Annotated in this window: 15 protein-coding genes; 1 reads left to right on the top strand and 14 read right to left on the bottom strand. The window is 58.2% G+C overall.

Features of this window, described 5'->3' with window-relative positions; genetic code table 11:
• Positions 1–68 precede the first annotated feature (68 nt).
• The 13 genes from EDF70_RS28415 to EDF70_RS28355 all read right to left on the bottom strand — a co-directional run bounded on the left by EDF70_RS28415 (position 69) and on the right by EDF70_RS28355 (position 14,072).
• Complete coding sequence (locus EDF70_RS28415) at positions 69–1,799, bottom strand: GAF domain-containing sensor histidine kinase (RefSeq protein WP_132281272.1); 1,731 nt, start codon at positions 1,797–1,799, stop codon at positions 69–71.
• Positions 1,800–1,920: 121 nt separating this feature from the next.
• Entirely contained in the window at positions 1,921–2,250 is a 330-nt protein-coding gene (locus EDF70_RS28410; RefSeq protein ID WP_132281269.1) for a response regulator, read from the bottom strand.
• Positions 2,251–2,269: 19 nt separating this feature from the next.
• Positions 2,270–2,965: an acid phosphatase AphA gene (gene aphA, locus EDF70_RS28405; protein ID WP_132281266.1), complete on the bottom strand. Its 696-nt coding sequence runs from the start codon at positions 2,963–2,965 to the stop codon at positions 2,270–2,272.
• Between the two features lie 112 nt (positions 2,966–3,077).
• On the bottom strand, positions 3,078–4,349 hold the full coding sequence (locus tag EDF70_RS28400) for a D-tagatose-bisphosphate aldolase, class II, non-catalytic subunit (RefSeq protein ID WP_132281263.1): 1,272 nt from the start codon (positions 4,347–4,349) through the stop codon (positions 3,078–3,080).
• 16 nt (positions 4,350–4,365) lie between these two features.
• On the bottom strand, positions 4,366–5,094 hold the full coding sequence (locus tag EDF70_RS28395; RefSeq protein ID WP_132281260.1) for an NUDIX hydrolase: 729 nt from the start codon (positions 5,092–5,094) through the stop codon (positions 4,366–4,368).
• A 67-nt stretch (positions 5,095–5,161) separates the two neighbouring features.
• Positions 5,162–5,929: a glucosamine-6-phosphate deaminase gene (locus EDF70_RS28390; RefSeq protein WP_132281257.1), complete on the bottom strand. Its 768-nt coding sequence runs from the start codon at positions 5,927–5,929 to the stop codon at positions 5,162–5,164.
• A 54-nt stretch (positions 5,930–5,983) separates the two neighbouring features.
• Entirely contained in the window at positions 5,984–7,081 is a 1,098-nt protein-coding gene (locus EDF70_RS28385; RefSeq protein WP_132281254.1) for an N-acetylglucosamine-6-phosphate deacetylase, read from the bottom strand.
• Between the two features lie 20 nt (positions 7,082–7,101).
• Positions 7,102–8,019, bottom strand: coding sequence for an ROK family protein (locus EDF70_RS28380; protein WP_132281251.1), 918 nt, complete (start codon positions 8,017–8,019; stop codon positions 7,102–7,104).
• Entirely contained in the window at positions 8,016–9,095 is a 1,080-nt protein-coding gene (locus tag EDF70_RS28375) for an SIS domain-containing protein (protein WP_245519414.1), read from the bottom strand. Before EDF70_RS28375 ends, EDF70_RS28380 begins: the two co-directional genes overlap by 4 nt.
• Before the next feature lie 70 nt (positions 9,096–9,165).
• Entirely contained in the window at positions 9,166–10,131 is a 966-nt protein-coding gene (locus EDF70_RS28370; RefSeq protein ID WP_132281245.1) for a protein phosphatase 2C domain-containing protein, read from the bottom strand.
• An 81-nt stretch (positions 10,132–10,212) separates the two neighbouring features.
• Entirely contained in the window at positions 10,213–11,895 is a 1,683-nt protein-coding gene (locus EDF70_RS28365; RefSeq protein ID WP_132281242.1) for an iron ABC transporter permease, read from the bottom strand.
• On the bottom strand, positions 11,892–12,974 hold the full coding sequence (locus EDF70_RS28360; RefSeq protein ID WP_132281239.1) for an ABC transporter ATP-binding protein: 1,083 nt from the start codon (positions 12,972–12,974) through the stop codon (positions 11,892–11,894). Before EDF70_RS28360 ends, EDF70_RS28365 begins: the two co-directional genes overlap by 4 nt.
• A 105-nt stretch (positions 12,975–13,079) precedes the next feature.
• Positions 13,080–14,072 carry an ABC transporter substrate-binding protein gene (locus EDF70_RS28355; RefSeq protein ID WP_245519412.1) on the bottom strand — a complete coding sequence of 331 codons (993 nt, stop codon included), beginning with the start codon at positions 14,070–14,072 and terminating at the stop codon, positions 13,080–13,082.
• A gap of 297 nt (positions 14,073–14,369) precedes the next feature.
• On the opposite strand from EDF70_RS28355, the gene EDF70_RS28350 reads away from it, so the two are divergent.
• The gene (locus EDF70_RS28350) at positions 14,370–15,503 is read left to right on the top strand and encodes an ROK family transcriptional regulator (RefSeq protein ID WP_165932175.1); all 1,134 of its coding nucleotides are present in this window, start codon (positions 14,370–14,372) and stop codon (positions 15,501–15,503) included.
• Positions 15,504–15,530: 27 nt separating this feature from the next.
• Here EDF70_RS28350 and EDF70_RS28345 read toward each other — a convergent pair whose 3' ends face one another.
• Entirely contained in the window at positions 15,531–16,061 is a 531-nt protein-coding gene (locus EDF70_RS28345) for an NUDIX hydrolase (RefSeq protein ID WP_132281236.1), read from the bottom strand.
• Positions 16,062–16,075 lie beyond the last annotated feature (14 nt).

Below are 16,075 nucleotides of genomic sequence, written 5' to 3'. Positions count from 1 at the left end.
GTCTCTCGACTCGTGAGCCCACGACCTCAACCGGAAACTTGCAAAGAACACACCGTATGCTGACCGGTTTAGCGAACTCTGGTTCCGGCAGTCATCGGCATACGGAAGGTGAAGCATGTCTGCTCTTCGTTTGAACTTACGTCGATCCGCCCTGCATGGGCCTGCGCGATCTGCGAAGCGATGTAGAGGCCAAGACCAAGCCCCTGCGTGCCGGACTTGCCCTCGCCACGCCTGAATGGGAGAAAGAGCTTGTCGATCTGCGATTTTTCAATTGGCGTTCCGCCGTTGGTCACGCAGATCTCAAGCGTCCCGTCGCTTGCCTCAGCACGGATCGTGATCGGCTGATCCTGTGCGCCATGAGTGACTGCATTTGACAACAAGTTCGAAACCATCTGCGCCAGACGAAAATGGTCAACGGAGACAATTTCCGGAACGTTCAGGGATGCCGTGATCAAACGGTCTGGGTTGGCTACCTGCACCTCATCGATGACATGCTGCAGCGTTCGAGCAAGGTTGTCCTCCGATAACGAAAGCGAGATTCCGTCCCCCATGCGTGCCCGGGCAAGGTCCATCACGTTCTCCACCAGCCCTGACATCCGGGACAGGCTCGCCTTTATGAGCTTGAGGATGACCGGACTGCGGTCGGTCCATCCATCCCTCAGCAGCCTGGACGTTCCCGCATCGATCGCCGCGATCGGGTTGCGCAGATCGTGACCGAGCACGGCGATAAACTGTTCGCGCAGTTCGGCAAGCGCCCGTTCCTGCTCGAGCGCGGCACTGCTTGTCTCCAGCCTCTTCCCGGCATCCAGATGATGGGCGATCAATTCCGCGAATAGCTTGAATGCGCCCAGCACTGCGGGGTTCTTTAGCTTGGCAGGGTTGGGGTCGATGGCGCACAGCGTGCCCCAAAAGGCACCGTTCTCCAGAATGATAGGCTCCGAGATGTAGCTGCGGAGACCGTAGATACGTGGGGTATGATGATCCCGGTACTGCGGATCTTCCGCTGCATCATCGAACACGATCGTCTGGCGATGACCGCGGATCTCGTTGCAGAGAGTGCTCTCGATCGGAAGTTCGTCGCCGGGCTTGAGCCCGAAGCCGACCGGGTCGAGAACCTGGCAGGCGACCCAGCGGCTCTCGGTGACGCGCGCGACCGCGGCGAAACCCATTTCCGTCATACGCAGGACGACGTCCAGCATCGTCGGCACGGCTGCGATCCCGGCAACCCGTTCGATATCTTGTGCGAAGTCCTCACCAGACGTCTCGACGTCAATCTTGGCTGGCACCCTGGACGAAGCCATGGACTCGATGAAGGCGGCATTCTCCAGGGCGGTAGCGGCGGCCTCGGCAAGCGCCTCGAGCGCCTCAACCTCCCAGTCAGCAGGTGTGTAAGGCTGCGACCAATATACGCCAATCGCCCCGACAGGGTTCTCCGATGGGACGGGCGCCATTGCCATCGCGCGGACAAAGGTTCCCGCATAGAGCTCGTAAGGGATCCGGTCATCTTTCGTCACGTCAGGAATGACCGCCGTTGCCCTGTTGCTCATCGACCAGCCGCTGACGCAGGCGATCGAAGGAAACTTCTGTCCCTTCCAAAGCGGGCCGATGGCATCTTCTTCGACGTAGTGACAGAGGTCGCCATCCTTGAAGATTATCGCGATACCGTCGCAGCCGATCACTGACCGGGAGGTCTCTCGAACAGTCTCAATGGCAGCCTCAACCGTTCGGGCCCGGGCGATCGTCGCGAGAGCTTTGGACAGAGAAGCGAGTGGCGTTGAAGGTCTGGTTCGCTGATCCATCGACCATCGTCTTTCCGGTATTAGCCGTTATATCAGCGCCCATGTTCGCACGGCGCTCCGATTTCTGATAGCAAAACTTATGTGAAGAGGCTTTTGCAAAAGATATGCGGTTGCCGAAAATTCAGTCACAGACCGCGAGTTGGCGGAGAGAGGAGAGTACCTCCCTCTCGGAATACGGCTTCCCCACAAAGCCGAGCGGTCCGAGTGGCAGGGCGGCTTCCCGCGTCCGCTCATCCAGGTTCCCGCTGACGAAGAGCGACGGGATGTTCCAACGCTCCCGTAGGGCAGCCGCCGTCTCGACCCCGTTCGTTCCTCGAGCGAGGTTTATGTCCATGATGGCGACGTCGATCACGCCCACGTTCTGCTCGGCGAGCGTGATAGCCTGTTGCATATGGGAGGCCTGGCCCACGACCTCGTAGCCCGCATCGAGAAGCATGTCCTCAAGATCCATTGCGAGCCTTGTCTCGCACTCAACGGTCCGAGTTGACGATCACCTCTTCCCCAAATGATCCGTTCTTTGGCATGGGTTTGTAGGTGGTGTTTGAGGCACGCAGAACTCTTATCGGACGAGCACCAACCTCTAGGGCCTGTCGCATGTCTCCATCAGCATCACCGTAATAGATCTTTACAGCGTGCTCCTTGAGAAAAGCCGTCTTGGTCGCATCACCGGCGGTGAATACCACTGGATTAATCGATGCCATGCGAAAATTCCGCTTGATCGTTTCAGTCACCCGTTCGCCTGGGCTGCCCGTACGCCCGGTGATGAAGAAGATATTGTCGCCGCGCTTTGTGTGCATGGCTATCAATTTGGCCGCAACCTCTTTTGGAAGCGAATAGTTGATATCGCAGTTAGCATTAATATCTGTCCAGAATTCCTGGTTCTTCAAATAGTCGAATTTACCGGGAGAGTATTTCTGCTGCCCGTAAAAGAAGCAGGGGCTGGAAAACAGAACTGTATCGTCCACGTCAAAGCCGACCGTCAGTGGCGGTTGCCCCTCAAGTGATTTTTCGATTTTTTCGATATCAACCCAATGAATTGGATATTGATGGGAAAGCTCATCCGTGCTGGCCCCGGATGCGCCGGTTTCTGCAGCTGTCGGCATCGAAATTCCAAAAACGGATGCGCTGATGACGATACTGACAAGCCCGAACTTCACTGCTTTCATCGCTATTCTCCTTGAACATTCGTGTAGGGTTTAGAGCGCGACTGGCAGAGGTACCGATACCACCAGCGGGTAAATGATAATGGGCGCAAATCCACTCGCGATGATCACACAGTCAACTCAAGTGATGGCCACATGCGCTGGCGTAATCACGAAGAATTGCCTGAACATATGCTGTCTTTATCGCTTCAAATTCTGGCTCAATTTCGCCGGACCTTACATGCGAAGCAGCCGGCGCGAGATACTGGCTGACCAAGGTTTCCGGAATTCGGACATTCCTTAATCGTTGCTTCAACCCCTCGACAGCCGCCCGCGAAGCCGGCTGGTTCCAATAATACCTTATGCGATCCGAATAGCTGTAATGTCGTTGAACGTGCTGCTCCGTCAGATTGCCTGGATAGTATTTCTCCCAGTGCGCCCGATCAGTCATCATGATCGCTTCCAACTTATTCTTGAGTCCCGGAGAACCACCGTCCAGTTCAGCAGCGACGAGATCCAAACCATAGAGCGCCTCGCGCAAAGCAAAGGTCAAGCCCGGACCGACCTTCAGGATAGCAAATCCGTCATCAACCAAAGCGGACAATGCTGCTTTGGTTTGGTAGTCGGTAGAATGGGCTTCAAACACAATACTCGGCATGTCAGACAGCGCATGCGAGAGAGATTTTGCCCGATCCTGGTCATAAGCAATCACATTGGCGTTGCCGAACTCTACACCTGGCTGAACGACCAGTCCGATGACACGTTCAAAGGCGGCTTCGAGCCCCCTCTTCGCGAAAGACTTCGAGTGAACATCTAACGTCCTGCGCGCCGCGGCCGGATCGGTAACATCCAGATGGTCGACGGCGTGCGATGCGCCACCCGGCACTGGCACTTCAGTCCCGATAATATAGACGGGCAGGTTGGCGCTCTTGCTCTCAGAGACCGCTGCTAGTGCGGCCGCGCGTTCGGCCACGACTTCATCGGCAAGAACTTCTTGTTCTCCTGCACATCCCATTGAACAATCGAGATGCAGCTTCGAGAATCCTGCCTTGGCATAGGCCGCGACCATTTCCTGCGCTTTTGCCATTGCATCGACTGCGGGCAGATGTTTCCATGGATTAGGGCCGAGATGATCCCCACCGAAGATGAGACTTCCAACGTCGAAGCCGGCACTTCCAGCTATCTGCTCGACGAAGCCGCGAAAATCGGCCGGCGTCATTCCGGTGTAGCCGCCATACTGGTTTACCTGATTACAGGTTGCTTCGATAAGCACCGGCTGGCCAAGACTGCGCCCGAGAAGAAGAGCTGATCGAATGACGTCCGGATGTGCTGAGCATACCGATGTTATTCCATATTTTTCGCCACGATCACGGCGCGGCCGCAAGGATAAAAGAGGTGAGCTTGTCATCAAAATCTCCGTGGCATCAGGGGGAAGCAGTGGCTTCGAAAACATCGGGCCAACCGCTCAGGAAGATCGGCGCGAGATAGTCCACGACCTGTTCCCGGTTCGTCTGGACGAATTCTGCCACCACCCGGCGCTCGAACTTCACGGCATGCAGACAATCAAACTCGGGACGTTCGCCGGCAGCACACAGAGCTGCCCGGTGATGGGAAAAGGAATACTGAGCCTGCTCCGCAGTCATATCGAGCCGCAGTGCATAGAAAATTCCTACGGTGGAAAGGTCACCGCCTGATTTCATGCAAAGCGGTCGATACCGCTCTAGCTTTTCGCCGAAATCCGGTCCCAGTTCCTCGATGACCTCACGCTGGCAGCAGAGCTTAGCATCGAGTTGTCCATCGGAATCCAGTTCGATGCCGCCACCTGGGCACTGTATCTGCGAAGGTGCCGATGTGTGCGACGACATCTGTCCTAATAGAATATAGTTGTCGCAGGTAAGGACAACCGCCGCTGAAAAAACGGCGCGACAATCAAACTCGTTAACATCGTCCTGCGCCGCGTACAGATAATGTGCGTAATCCGTCAGTTGCATATGGACGGCGGAATCTTCGTTCTCGTTTGGAATGGATGAAGCAGACAGAACCGGCCCATTAAAAAAGCGACCTTCGTGATTGATCTTCGCCCAGTATTTTTCGACTTTCGTGCTGTATGCAGGTGGGAATTCGACTGATGATCCGTCGAATGCGAGCCGCAACTCCCGACTGCTGAATCTTATACGAGGCATGGCAATTGTCTTTCGTTGTCACCTGAACATGCTGTGTTCAGCCGATTTCGGCAGCGGCGGCGTTGTCGAGATACCAATGGACTGCTTGGTGGGTACCGAGAAAACTTGCCGGGCAATCAGTGGAGGGAGCCTCCCGCAAACTACGACGCACGGCGCCTGCCTTTGCTGAACCGGTCGCCAGCATGACGATTTCACGCGCGTGCAGAATGTCGGCGATACCGATGGTAATCGCCCGCTCCGGCACCGACGTAAGTTCGATCAAGCTTGGTTGATTAGCCGAAAGCGTTTCATCGGCTAAATCCACCACTCTCACATGGCTATCTGAGGCCGAACCGGGCTCGTTGAAACCGATATGTCCGTTCGTACCGAGTCCGAGCAATTGAACATCGACAGCGCCGCTTTCCTTCAACCTCGTTGCATACCGTCTGGCCTCTGCAACGACATCTTGTACATCGCCATTGATGAGGTTGGTCTTACGCGGATCGAAATCAGCCAGACCAAACAGTTCACGCTGCATGAACGCGGCAAAGGAATCCGGGTGAGAGGCCGTCAGGCCACAATATTCGTCGAGATTGAATGTCTCGACATCGCAAAACGAGATCTTGCCTTCGCGAAAAGCATGGACCAGCTTCGCATAGACATGCCTCGGCGTCTGGCCAGTTGCCAGACCAAGAACGCTTTTCGGATTGCGCTTGACCGTTGCAAGTAGATGTTCCGCGACCGCGTCTGCCGCCTCACCTGCCGTCGGAAAGATATGTACGCGAGGAATCTGAGCCAGTGCCGTCGTCTGCGAGGATAGAGCCATTTTGTGCAAGCCTTAGACAGGTCGGAGCGTGATGCCCGGTGGCGAAGTGTTTGTTCAAAGTGAGATGCGACGAAGATTGCCGTCGAGTGCGAGGATTTCGTGAGCCGGTGTTCCTGAGCGAAGTATCGGACGCTCGATACGCATTGCATCCCGAGGGACCATGGCGGCCATGCTGTACGCTTCCTGCAGTGACAGCCCGACGTGATGGACAGCGTTCGAGAGGCAGGTGGCAAGATCCACATGCGCACCGGCAAGAGAGCCGGCACTGTTGATCAATGCACCGTCACGTACGCTGATGGTTTCCCCGTAGAGTTCGAAATGATCGGGCCCCCCGATCGTCGCCATCGCATCGGAAACCATGAACATACGTCCATCAACGGGACGCGCACGGCAGGCCAGAGCGACCATTGACCAGTGCACATGGTGACCATCGACGATGATGCCGGCATAGGCATCGGAATTGATCGCAACGCCGACGATACCGGGCGCACGCGATTCCATCGGCGGCATCGCGTTGAAAAGATGCGTGAAACAGCTGACGCCGGCTTCCAGCCCCATCCGTGCCTCGTGTGCGGTTGCGGCGGTATGCCCCGCCGATACGATTACGCCCATATCCGCAATGCGGCGGATCGTTTCCGCATCCACCATCTCGGGCGCAAGCGTCAGCATGACCGGAATGCCGGCTGAGCGCAGGTCGTGAAGGATTTCTAGCGTCGCATTCTCCATCGAGCGGATGAAGGCGGGATTATGCGTCCCCTTGCGCAGCACGTTCAGATGCGGGCCTTCGATATGCAGCCCCAGAAAACCATCCAGCCCCCAGGCGTCCCGCGCCGCAGCGGCTGTCTTGCGCATGCGCTCGCTCTCGCAGGTGATCAGCGTCGGCATGACCCAGCCGGTGCCGAGCGATCGTTGGGTCTCGACGATATCAGCGATGGTCTGTGCCGTCGGCGCGGAATTGAGCATGACGCCGCCGCTGCCATTGACCTGAAGATCGGTCAGCGCAGGGCCGAGCAGATGGACGTGGCGGTCAGGGACCTCCCCGCTCTCAAGCGGCCGAATTCTTGTCAATTCGCCACCGGACAGTTCGGCGGCAAGTCCAGTTTGCAGCGCGCCATCGGTCCAGAGGTAATCGGTGGCAATCAGTTGTCGCATCGGAAAAGTCTCCAAACGGGTCAGGATAGCTGGCGGGTCGCCATGATGGCGGCACCGCGCGCACCGGAACTGTCGCCATGAATGGCCGTGCGGATAAAAGGCATCCGCATTTCTCCGAGCAGCAGCGATTGAAACGGCTTTTCGAGCATCGGCACGACATCCGGGATGCCGGACAGTCCACCACCGAGAACGATGCAATCGGGATCATGGCCAAGCTGGATGATCAGCAGTAGTTCCGCGGCGATGTGAGCCCATTCCGACAGCAACGCCATATGGTCTGCCTGACCGGACATCGCCGACGCGACGATTTCCTCTGCTTTCAGGGGGCGGCCAAGGCGATGGGAGCCGAGCGCGGCAAGGCCGTTGCCGGAAACATACTGCTCGAAACATCCGTGTTTGCCGCAGCCGCAGGGCCATATTGGCAGGTCGCGCGGCACCAGCACATGGGCGGGAATGCCGATATGACCGACCTCCAGCGCCGAACCGTTGAACCGTTCCGTCAGCCGGCCGTCAATCGTCAGCCCCGCGCCGACGCCCGTTCCCATGATCAGGCCGACGACGCTTCTGCAACCTTCTCCCGCGCCACCGTTTGCTTCCGAAAGTGCAAAGGCCTGGCAATCGTTCATCAGTGGCAGCCGGCGGGCGATCCCGTTCGACAACAGCAAGCCGATGTCATGGCCGCTGGCCGGCAGGTTGGAAGTGAAGGCGCGGCCGGTTTGAGCATCGATCAGGCCCGGAATAGCCATACCGATGGGCAAGGATTGCGCTTCGCCGGAAAGCTGCTCGAGCCACCGCACCTGTTCTGCAAGGGCATCGATGAAGTCAGAGAGACTGTCCTTCGGCGTCGCGATACGTCGCATCTCGACGGTGGCGAGATCGTCGGAAAACAGTCTCGCCTCGATTTTCGTGCCGCCGATATCGATGCCGCCGCAGATCATGCCCGCACCGGATAAAGCGTCACGCCGGATACGACGCGCGAAAGATTGCCCTGCCCCGCGAACGGATTGTCGATATTGAGCGCAAGCTCGCCCGACCACGCCACAGCCCAAATCTGAGCGGCAAGAATATAGAGCGGTGCCTCCCAGCGCGCCTCGCCGAGCGTTCTCAGATCGACGTCACAGCCTTCGCCGCCGAGCGTCAGCACCGTGGCGTCCGGATATTGCGCCTTGATTTCGCGGGCCACATCCCAGTCGTAAAGCGCCGTATGCGCATCGGGATGGATCATCACCACGATCAGGTCGCGACCGGTGATGACCGCCTTGGGACCATGGCGAAAACCGAGCGTGCTGTCCCACGAGGTCATGGTTCGGCCGGCCGTCAGTTCCAGAACCTTCAGGGCAGATTCGCGAGCAACGCCCTTCAGGGCACCCGATCCCAGAAAGACGACCCGCTCCGGCCTTGCCGGCGTCATGGCCTGCAGCGCGGGCAACAGGACGGATGCCTTGTCCGCGATCGTGCCAAGATTTCCCGCCACATCCGCCTGCTCATCGATGCAGGCCAGTGCGGACAAAAGCATGGTCGTGAAGCTCGACGTCATTGCAAAGCCGCTGTCATGGGTGGCTTCGGGCAATGCGATCACCTTCTGCTCGCCGGCGCCTGCGGGCTGTCGCGTGGCAAGGGCGCCGGTCGGATTGCAGGTGATGTTCAGCCGCTGCACTTTCGGAAACTGCCGATCCAGAAGATCGAGCGTGCCGATGCTTTCGGAACTGTCGCCGGAACGGCCGAACTGCACCACGAGAAGCTGCGGATCATCCCGCAGGCATTCGAAGGGGCACGCAACGATGTCCGTTGTCGGGATCGCCTTGATGAGCAGGCCGGAGGTCTTCGCAAAGCTCAGCGTATCACCGATAAAGGCCGAGGTGCCTGCACCTGCGAAGATGATTTCCGTGATCTGCTTCTCGCGGATCCAGTCGCTTATGTCTCGCGCCTGGTTCGCAAGAATGGGGCCCCATTCGGCCCAGATCCGGGGCTGTGCGAAAATCTCGTTCCATGTCTGGCTGTCTTCGGGCCGCATGATCAGTTCCTGTTCTTGCTCGTTTCAGTGCCGGCGTGACGCTGGCGGAAATTGGGATATGCGGGCGGGATTATATCCCGGTTGCCTGCGGGAGAATGGCGCACAGGATCGTCCTGTCGTCACAGCTTTCGGCCGATGTCGAACCCTTCACGGCCGGAAAAGCGCCCGTCTTGTGAAAATCGGCTGCCTCGACCCGTTCAAACTCAGCCTCCCAGTCGCCGACCTGGATTCCATCGGTCGGGATCGAGACATAGCCATCGGAAAAGATCTCGATGCTTTTGACCTCGGCCTTGGGCAACAGCACATCGGTTATGCCATCGACAATGATGTCCTTGCCATTGATGGAGGCGTAGCCGAGCAATTGCGTGCTGTTGGCATAATGGAACTGCGTACGAATGCCGCCCTTCAGGAAGGTCGCGGCGATCTTCGGCGATGTCGCGGCGGCAGATACGGCGGCGGCGATGGCAGCCGATGCATCGGCTTCCGTCAAACGACCGGTTTCAACGGCCGCATCGAGACCGTCGAAAATCACCTTGCGGGTGGCCATCTCGGCTTCGTCGCTGTTGTCCATCCGGCCCGAAAGAATGCCATGAACGGCAATGCGGGCCGCCGTGCTCACCGTGTCGATCAGCTTATGGTGCTGGTAGATGACCTTGCCATTGATACGGATGCCGGTGTCGCCAAGGGCCAGAAGACGGAAATGATCACCGGTGCTGACGACGATGGCAGCCGTCGTCGATGGCGGATGAGCGATGTGACGTTCGATCGCGGCGTCGCGGACAGCGTCGCTCAGAACCTGGAAGATATCTCGGCTCGATGCGGAGATGAGCTTGCCGGAAGCGGCCAGCCTCGCGGTCGCCTGGGCTGCACTGCGTGCGGCGATGCGACCCGAACTTTCGCCATCATAAAAGGCGCCGGTCGGATCGGTTGCGCCATCGAAAACCGCCAGCAGAGTGTCCGGTTCGATGAGAACGACGTCGTCGCCGGGCTTGGTGCTGTTCTTATATTTGGAGCGCGAAAATGCTTCGATATTCATAAATGCTATTCCTGTTGGCGACAGGTCTCCAGCCGGCGCCCGAGGGCGCCGGTCGGGACTGTCGATTGGCCAAGGCCAGTCTCAGACGAAGGCAGCTTCCTTGCGATCCGAAAAGCGGAAGACGATGAAGACGCAAAGCCCGGTCGATGCCAGCAGAAGCGTGGAAAGCGCCGCCGCCGTGCCGAACTCACCGTCGATGACCTGCACATAGATCAACACCGGCATGGTAATGGTCCGCGACGTGTAGAGGATGAGCGTCGAGGACAGTTCGTTGATGGCGGTGATGAAGCTCATCAGCGAACCGATGATCAGGCCGGGCATCATCAGCGGCACGGTGATCGACATGAAGGTTTTCGCCGGTGATGCGCCGAGATTGACTGCCGCCTCCTCGATCGAGGGCTTGATCTGCCGCAGGATTGATGTGGTCGAGCGCACGCCGTAAGGCAGGCGCCGGATGAAGACGAGCAGGATGATGATCAGCGCCGTGCCGGTGATATCGAATGGCGGATGACGGAAGGTCGCGACATAACCGATCGCCATGACCACGCCCGGAATGAGATAGGGTACCATCAGCACCAGATCGAGCGAACCGGAAACGACATTGTCCTTTCTGACCACGATGAACGACAACAGGCCAGAGACCACCGCGATCAGGGCGACGGCGGCAAGCGCGAACAGAAAACTGTTGTAGATCGCCTGCGGACTATCCCGAAGAATGCGCTCATAGCTACCGAGCCCGAAATTGCCGGTGAAGACAGGGCCGCTGGTTTCGAGGAACGACGTGTATACGACGGTAAAGGCGGGCAGCATGGCGATGAAGACGACGAGATAGCAGAAGCCATGCACCAGAATCGACTTCAGCGGTGACATCGACTTCTTGACGGGCCGGTTGGTCAAGGCGCTGGCATATCTGCGCTTGGAAAGAATGTGCCGCTGCAGCACGAGCGCGATCATCGAAATGGCGATCATCAGCATCGAAACGGTGACCGCCATGGTCGGTGTGCCGCCCATTTCGGACGTGTACTGCGCATAGGCGATCGTCGCCAGCGTGCGAACCCCGCGGCCGAGAATGGCCGGCGTTCCGAAATCGGCGATAGACAGGACGAAGCAGATGATGGCGCCCGTGCTGACCGCCGGGAAGATCAGTGGCAGCGTGACCTTGTAGAAGCGCTGGAACGCGGTGCAGCCGAGATTTTCAGCGGCATCCTCGTAGGACTTGTTGATCGTGTTCAGCGCGTTTTCCGTCATCAGATAGATGTAGGGAAAAAACTTCAGGCTGAAGACCATGACGATGCCGGGAATGCCGTAGATCGTCGGCGCCGGCAGGCCGATGGCCGACAGGATATTGGTGACGGCACCGTTGGAGCCGAACAGCATGATCCAGGCATAGGCTCCGATAAACGGCGGCGCGCACAGTACGAGAACGGCAAAGGTGGCGATGACGGCGCGGCCGCGAATGCGATAACGCGATGTGCAAAAGGCCAGCGGAATGCCGATCAGGCAGGCGCCGAGCATGCCCATAAGGCCGATCACGATCGTATTCCAAAGCGCTAACGTATAAAAACGGCGCGTCAGAACCTGCACGTAATTGGAAATGCCGAAATCACCGGTCGAGGCATCGAAAAAGCTGATCGCAAGCACGTTCACGATCGGCAAAAGCAGGAAAACGGCGAGCAGGAGAACCGCGAGGATGGTGATGACCGTCCAGAAACCGGGCATTCTCAAGCGGCCTGAAAAGGCAGATGTTGCGGCGACACTCATCAGAACAACCTCGCTCCGGTGACACCGTCCTCGAACAACTGGACGCTACCGGCGGCAAAGGCGAAGGTGGCGTCGTCATTGGGGTGAAGCGCGATGATATCCGGCGTCGGCTTGGTGATCGCCTCGATCTCCTCGCCGGATGCCAGCACCGCAGCAACCGCCATTTCGCGACCGGTAAAGCTGACCTGACGGATTTTCACCGGAAGGCGAATGAGGTCATCACTGAGTGCGGCCGCGTTGACAGAGATGAATTCCGGGCGAACTGCGGCAACGATCGGCTGGCCTGTCGGCAGGCCGGCCAGCTGCGGCAACGCGACGGATGTGCCCGCAATTGCCGGCTGTGCACCTTCGACGGACAGCGCCATGAAATTGTTGGCACCGACGAAGGAAGCGACAAAACGGTTGGCCGGGCTGTTATAGACCTCCCACGGTGCCGCCGCCTGCTGGATGACGCCGCCATACATGACACAGACGAAGTCGGACATGGCGAGCGCCTCTTCCTGATCGTGCGTGACATAAACGGTGGTGATGTTCATCGACTGCTGGATGGCACGCAGCTCGCGGCGCAGATCGACGCGCAGCTTAGCATCCAGGTTGGAGAGCGGTTCATCCATCAGCAGAACCTGCGGATTGATGACAAGCGCGCGGGCAAGGCCAACGCGCTGCTGCTGACCGCCGGAGAGTTCGTGCGGCATGCGCTGCGCGTAGGGTTTTAGCTGGACGATATCGAGGATATCGGCAACCCGCTTCTGGATCTCCGACCGGGAAACCTTGCGCTGCTTCAGGCCGAAGGCGATGTTGTCGGCAACGCTGATATGCGGGAAAACCGCATAATCCTGAAACACCATGCCGACATCGCGCTTGTGAGCGGGAACGTTTTCGATCTTGTGGCCGGCAATCGCGATACTGCCGCTGTCCTGCTGATGAAAACCGGCAATCGTGCGCAAAAGCGTGGTCTTGCCGCAGCCGCTTGGACCGAGCAGGGTAAAAAACGAGCCGGAAGGGATGGAAATATTGATATCCGACAGAGCGACCGTCGCGCCGTAACTCTTGCGGATGCTGGAAATCTCGACAGCGGACATAAAGCATCTCCGTGGACCGTCAGGACATTGGCGCCTGCGGTCAAACGAACAGGAATTTGCGAAAGGATGCGGCCATGATCTCACGGGTCATGGCCGCGGGTTCTGTTACTGGATATCCAACATGACGTCGTTCCAGGCCTTCATGACGCGATCGCGGTTGTCGGCAGCCCATTTGAAGTCATACTTCGCATCCGGAACGTCCGTCAGCGGCACGAGCGCAGCGTTGGCAGGAACGTCACCACGGATCGGCCGGCGACCGTGCTTGGCGACGACTTCCTGGCCTTCCTTGGACACGATGAAATCGATGAATGCCTTGCCGTTTTCAGCATTCGGGGCGCCCTTAACGACGGCCATGCCGTCCGGCGCGATCGCAGTGCCTTCCTTCGGATAGACGATATCGACCGGCGCCTTGCCGAGCTTGTAGCGCAGCGCTGCGTCTTCGAGGGTGATGCCGATCGCCTGTTCGCCGTCATTGACGAAACGCGGCACGGCGCCCGACGAGGTCGAGAAAACGGTGTTGGCGAGAATGCCCTTGTAGATGTCCCAGGCCTTGTCTTCAGGCTTGAACAGCTGCAGCACGGTGGACAGCTGGATATAGGCCGAACCGGACTGGTCGGCGCGGGCCGAGGAGATCAGGCCCTTGTATTCCGGCTTGGCAAGATCTTCCCACGATGTCGGAGCAGGCGCCCCCTTCAACGCGTCACGGTTGACGATAAACGCGGTGACGACTGCCGTGAAAGGGATCCAGTTCTTGCTCGGCGAAAGTGACGGCGTGATCGCCGATGCTTCCTTCGGCTCATAGGGCTGGAAAAGATCGGCAGAAAAATCGATGACGGTGCCATCGACACTCCAGATGACGTCCGCTGCAGGCTTGCCGCTTTCCGCCTTGATACGGTTCATCAGCTCGCCCGAACCCGCCTTGACCAGCTCGACCTTGGTGCCCGTCTTCCTTTCGAAGGCCGGCAGCAACTCATCCATCATCTGCTGCGGCGCTGCGGAATAAACGACGACAGTGCCATCGGCATGGGCGACAGATACGGATGCGAACATGGCGGCACCAGCCGCAAGAGCAGTCAGAACATTACGAAAATAGCCCAAAATGGCCTCCACTTTTATATTTGGTTCCCGGGAGCGTCTCACCCATGTTGTGTCCGGTTTTCCGGTTCTATCGATCACATGTCGGCGCCTATTTTTAATTTTCATTACGTAAGTAAATATGTCAAGACGGTTTTCATGGAACTGTCACAATTGATGTAACCATATGGTACGTAACCATTTTTCGCCTCTCTCCGCTGTGCAGAACTCTGTCTGGATCGACAGCCGGCAAAGAAATCACATGCTTGAACTATCGATTTACGCTAAGCCTCGGACGGCTCGCGTAATGGGGGAACAGGCGTGATTAATCTCGGCTATAACGAACGCCGCCTGATCGAGATGTTGCGCGGTCGTGGAAGCATGTCTCGCACCGAACTTGCGCGGGATATGGATGTGTCGGCACCGACGCTCACGCGTCTCACCTCAAGTCTTCTGGAAGCCGGCATGATACGGGAGGCCGATGAAGCCAGAACCGCCGGCGGCAGGGGCAAGCCTTCGACCGCCCTGGAGCTTGATCCCGACGGTCTCTTCACTCTCGGCATCTATTTCAACCCGGATGATTTGCGAATTTGCGTGGCGGATCTGAACGGCCAGATCCGCGCCGAGATCCGTCAGGATTTGCAGGACCACAGTTTTCAACACATCATGAGCATCGCCGAACCGGCCGCGCGCGAAGTCGTCCTGAAGGCGAAGGTCGATACATCGCGCATCCTCGGATGCGGACTGTCCTTTCCGGGGCATTTCTCCCGCAATCCGGGCCACGTTTTCCAGATTCCGCAGTTTGCGAGTTGGCATGATGTCGATGTCGATCGGGATTTTCAGCCCTTCTTCGATTATCCGGTGCATCACGAGAATGATGGCAAGGCCGTCATTCTCTCGGAGCTGTATTACGGGGTCGGGCGAAACCTCGCCAATTTCGCAATGATCTGGCTGACCTACGGCATCGGCGGCGGCGTTGTCGTGCAACGCCATCTCTATCGTGGCAGCAACAGGAATGCCGGCGAGTTCGGCGGCCTTTTTCCAAAGTCGCATCACCGCCCTTCCGGCCAGGACCTGTGCAATCAGTTGGCATCCGGCGGCATCACCATCAACCGGCTATGCGAAATCGATGAAAGTTATGCCGACCATCCCAAAGTGACCGAATGGCTGGGAAGAGCGACCGACCAGCTACGCGCGCTTGCACTGACCGTTGCAAGAACGCTCGACCCTTCCGCCATCGTGTTCGGCGGTTCGCTGCCGGACTGGCTGATCGGTGAGATCGTCAAAAGGTTGGGATCGCTTGAAAGCCTCGGCGAGGATTTTTTTGTTGAACCGCCGGAGATCCGCAAATCCGGCCTGAGCGAGGTGCCGCATCTGGGTGCGGCGACGATCCCTCTCTACCGGGCGACGACACCAAGTTATTATTCCGGCAGGGCATTGAAGGGCTGGGCCTGATAAAACCGGGTTCGCACCCTTGGGATCTCACACCTGCCCACTTTTCCCGCGGCCACGTGGCTTGAAATCAACCAGAATGGATTTCAACTCGATTTCGCGCACCCGCCTCGCCGCCTCATCCGGCGTGACCCAGGCGAGCCTCCTCTGGCCGACCTCCTCGAAATCCTCGGCCATCTCTTTGACCTCGATCTGATAGATATCCACCATGCAAGGCGCGACATCACGGTCGCTCAGCCATTTCAGATAGGTGTAACGGCCAACCGGCTTCTTCCTGACGACACCGCGGGCGCCCGCCTCCTCCCATGCTTCGAGTGCGGCCGCTTCATGCGGTTGTTTCTTTTTCATCGGCCATCCCTTGGGAATGACCCAGCGGCCGCTGTCGCGCGACGTGATCAGAAGAATTTCGATATTGCCGTCATCAACGATGCGAAAACACAGTGCGCCATACTGCTGGCGAAAGTCTTCCTTGAACAGCTTGTCAGGCATGGCCGCCAGCTGGCTCAGCAAGGTCTTGGGCTTTGTATCCTTGGGTTTGCTCTGTTTCCTGACGGTTTTCATGACCTGCTTTGACC

The organism is Neorhizobium sp. JUb45 (genome assembly GCF_004343585.1).
In the GTDB taxonomy this organism is placed as follows: domain Bacteria; phylum Pseudomonadota; class Alphaproteobacteria; order Rhizobiales; family Rhizobiaceae; genus Neorhizobium.
Note: the sequence above shows the minus strand (reverse complement) of the source record. Positions and strands in the feature narration are given on the sequence as shown.

Excerpts from the sequence above, each read along its gene's own strand:
- EDF70_RS28415 (WP_132281272.1), bottom strand. The coding sequence starts at position 1,799 with ATGGATCAGCGAACCAGACCTTCAACGCCACTCGCTTCTCTGTCCAAA.
- EDF70_RS28410 (WP_132281269.1), bottom strand. The coding sequence starts at position 2,250 with ATGGATCTTGAGGACATGCTTCTCGATGCGGGCTACGAGGTCGTGGGC.
- aphA (WP_132281266.1), bottom strand. The coding sequence starts at position 2,965 with ATGAAAGCAGTGAAGTTCGGGCTTGTCAGTATCGTCATCAGCGCATCC.
- EDF70_RS28400 (WP_132281263.1), bottom strand. The coding sequence starts at position 4,349 with ATGACAAGCTCACCTCTTTTATCCTTGCGGCCGCGCCGTGATCGTGGC.
- EDF70_RS28390 (WP_132281257.1), bottom strand. The coding sequence starts at position 5,929 with ATGGCTCTATCCTCGCAGACGACGGCACTGGCTCAGATTCCTCGCGTA.
- EDF70_RS28385 (WP_132281254.1), bottom strand. The coding sequence starts at position 7,081 with ATGCGACAACTGATTGCCACCGATTACCTCTGGACCGATGGCGCGCTG.
- EDF70_RS28380 (WP_132281251.1), bottom strand. The coding sequence starts at position 8,019 with ATGATCTGCGGCGGCATCGATATCGGCGGCACGAAAATCGAGGCGAGA.
- EDF70_RS28375 (WP_245519414.1), bottom strand. The coding sequence starts at position 9,095 with ATGCGGCCCGAAGACAGCCAGACATGGAACGAGATTTTCGCACAGCCC.
- EDF70_RS28370 (WP_132281245.1), bottom strand. The coding sequence starts at position 10,131 with ATGAATATCGAAGCATTTTCGCGCTCCAAATATAAGAACAGCACCAAG.
- EDF70_RS28360 (WP_132281239.1), bottom strand. The coding sequence starts at position 12,974 with ATGTCCGCTGTCGAGATTTCCAGCATCCGCAAGAGTTACGGCGCGACG.
- EDF70_RS28345 (WP_132281236.1), bottom strand. The coding sequence starts at position 16,061 with ATGAAAACCGTCAGGAAACAGAGCAAACCCAAGGATACAAAGCCCAAG.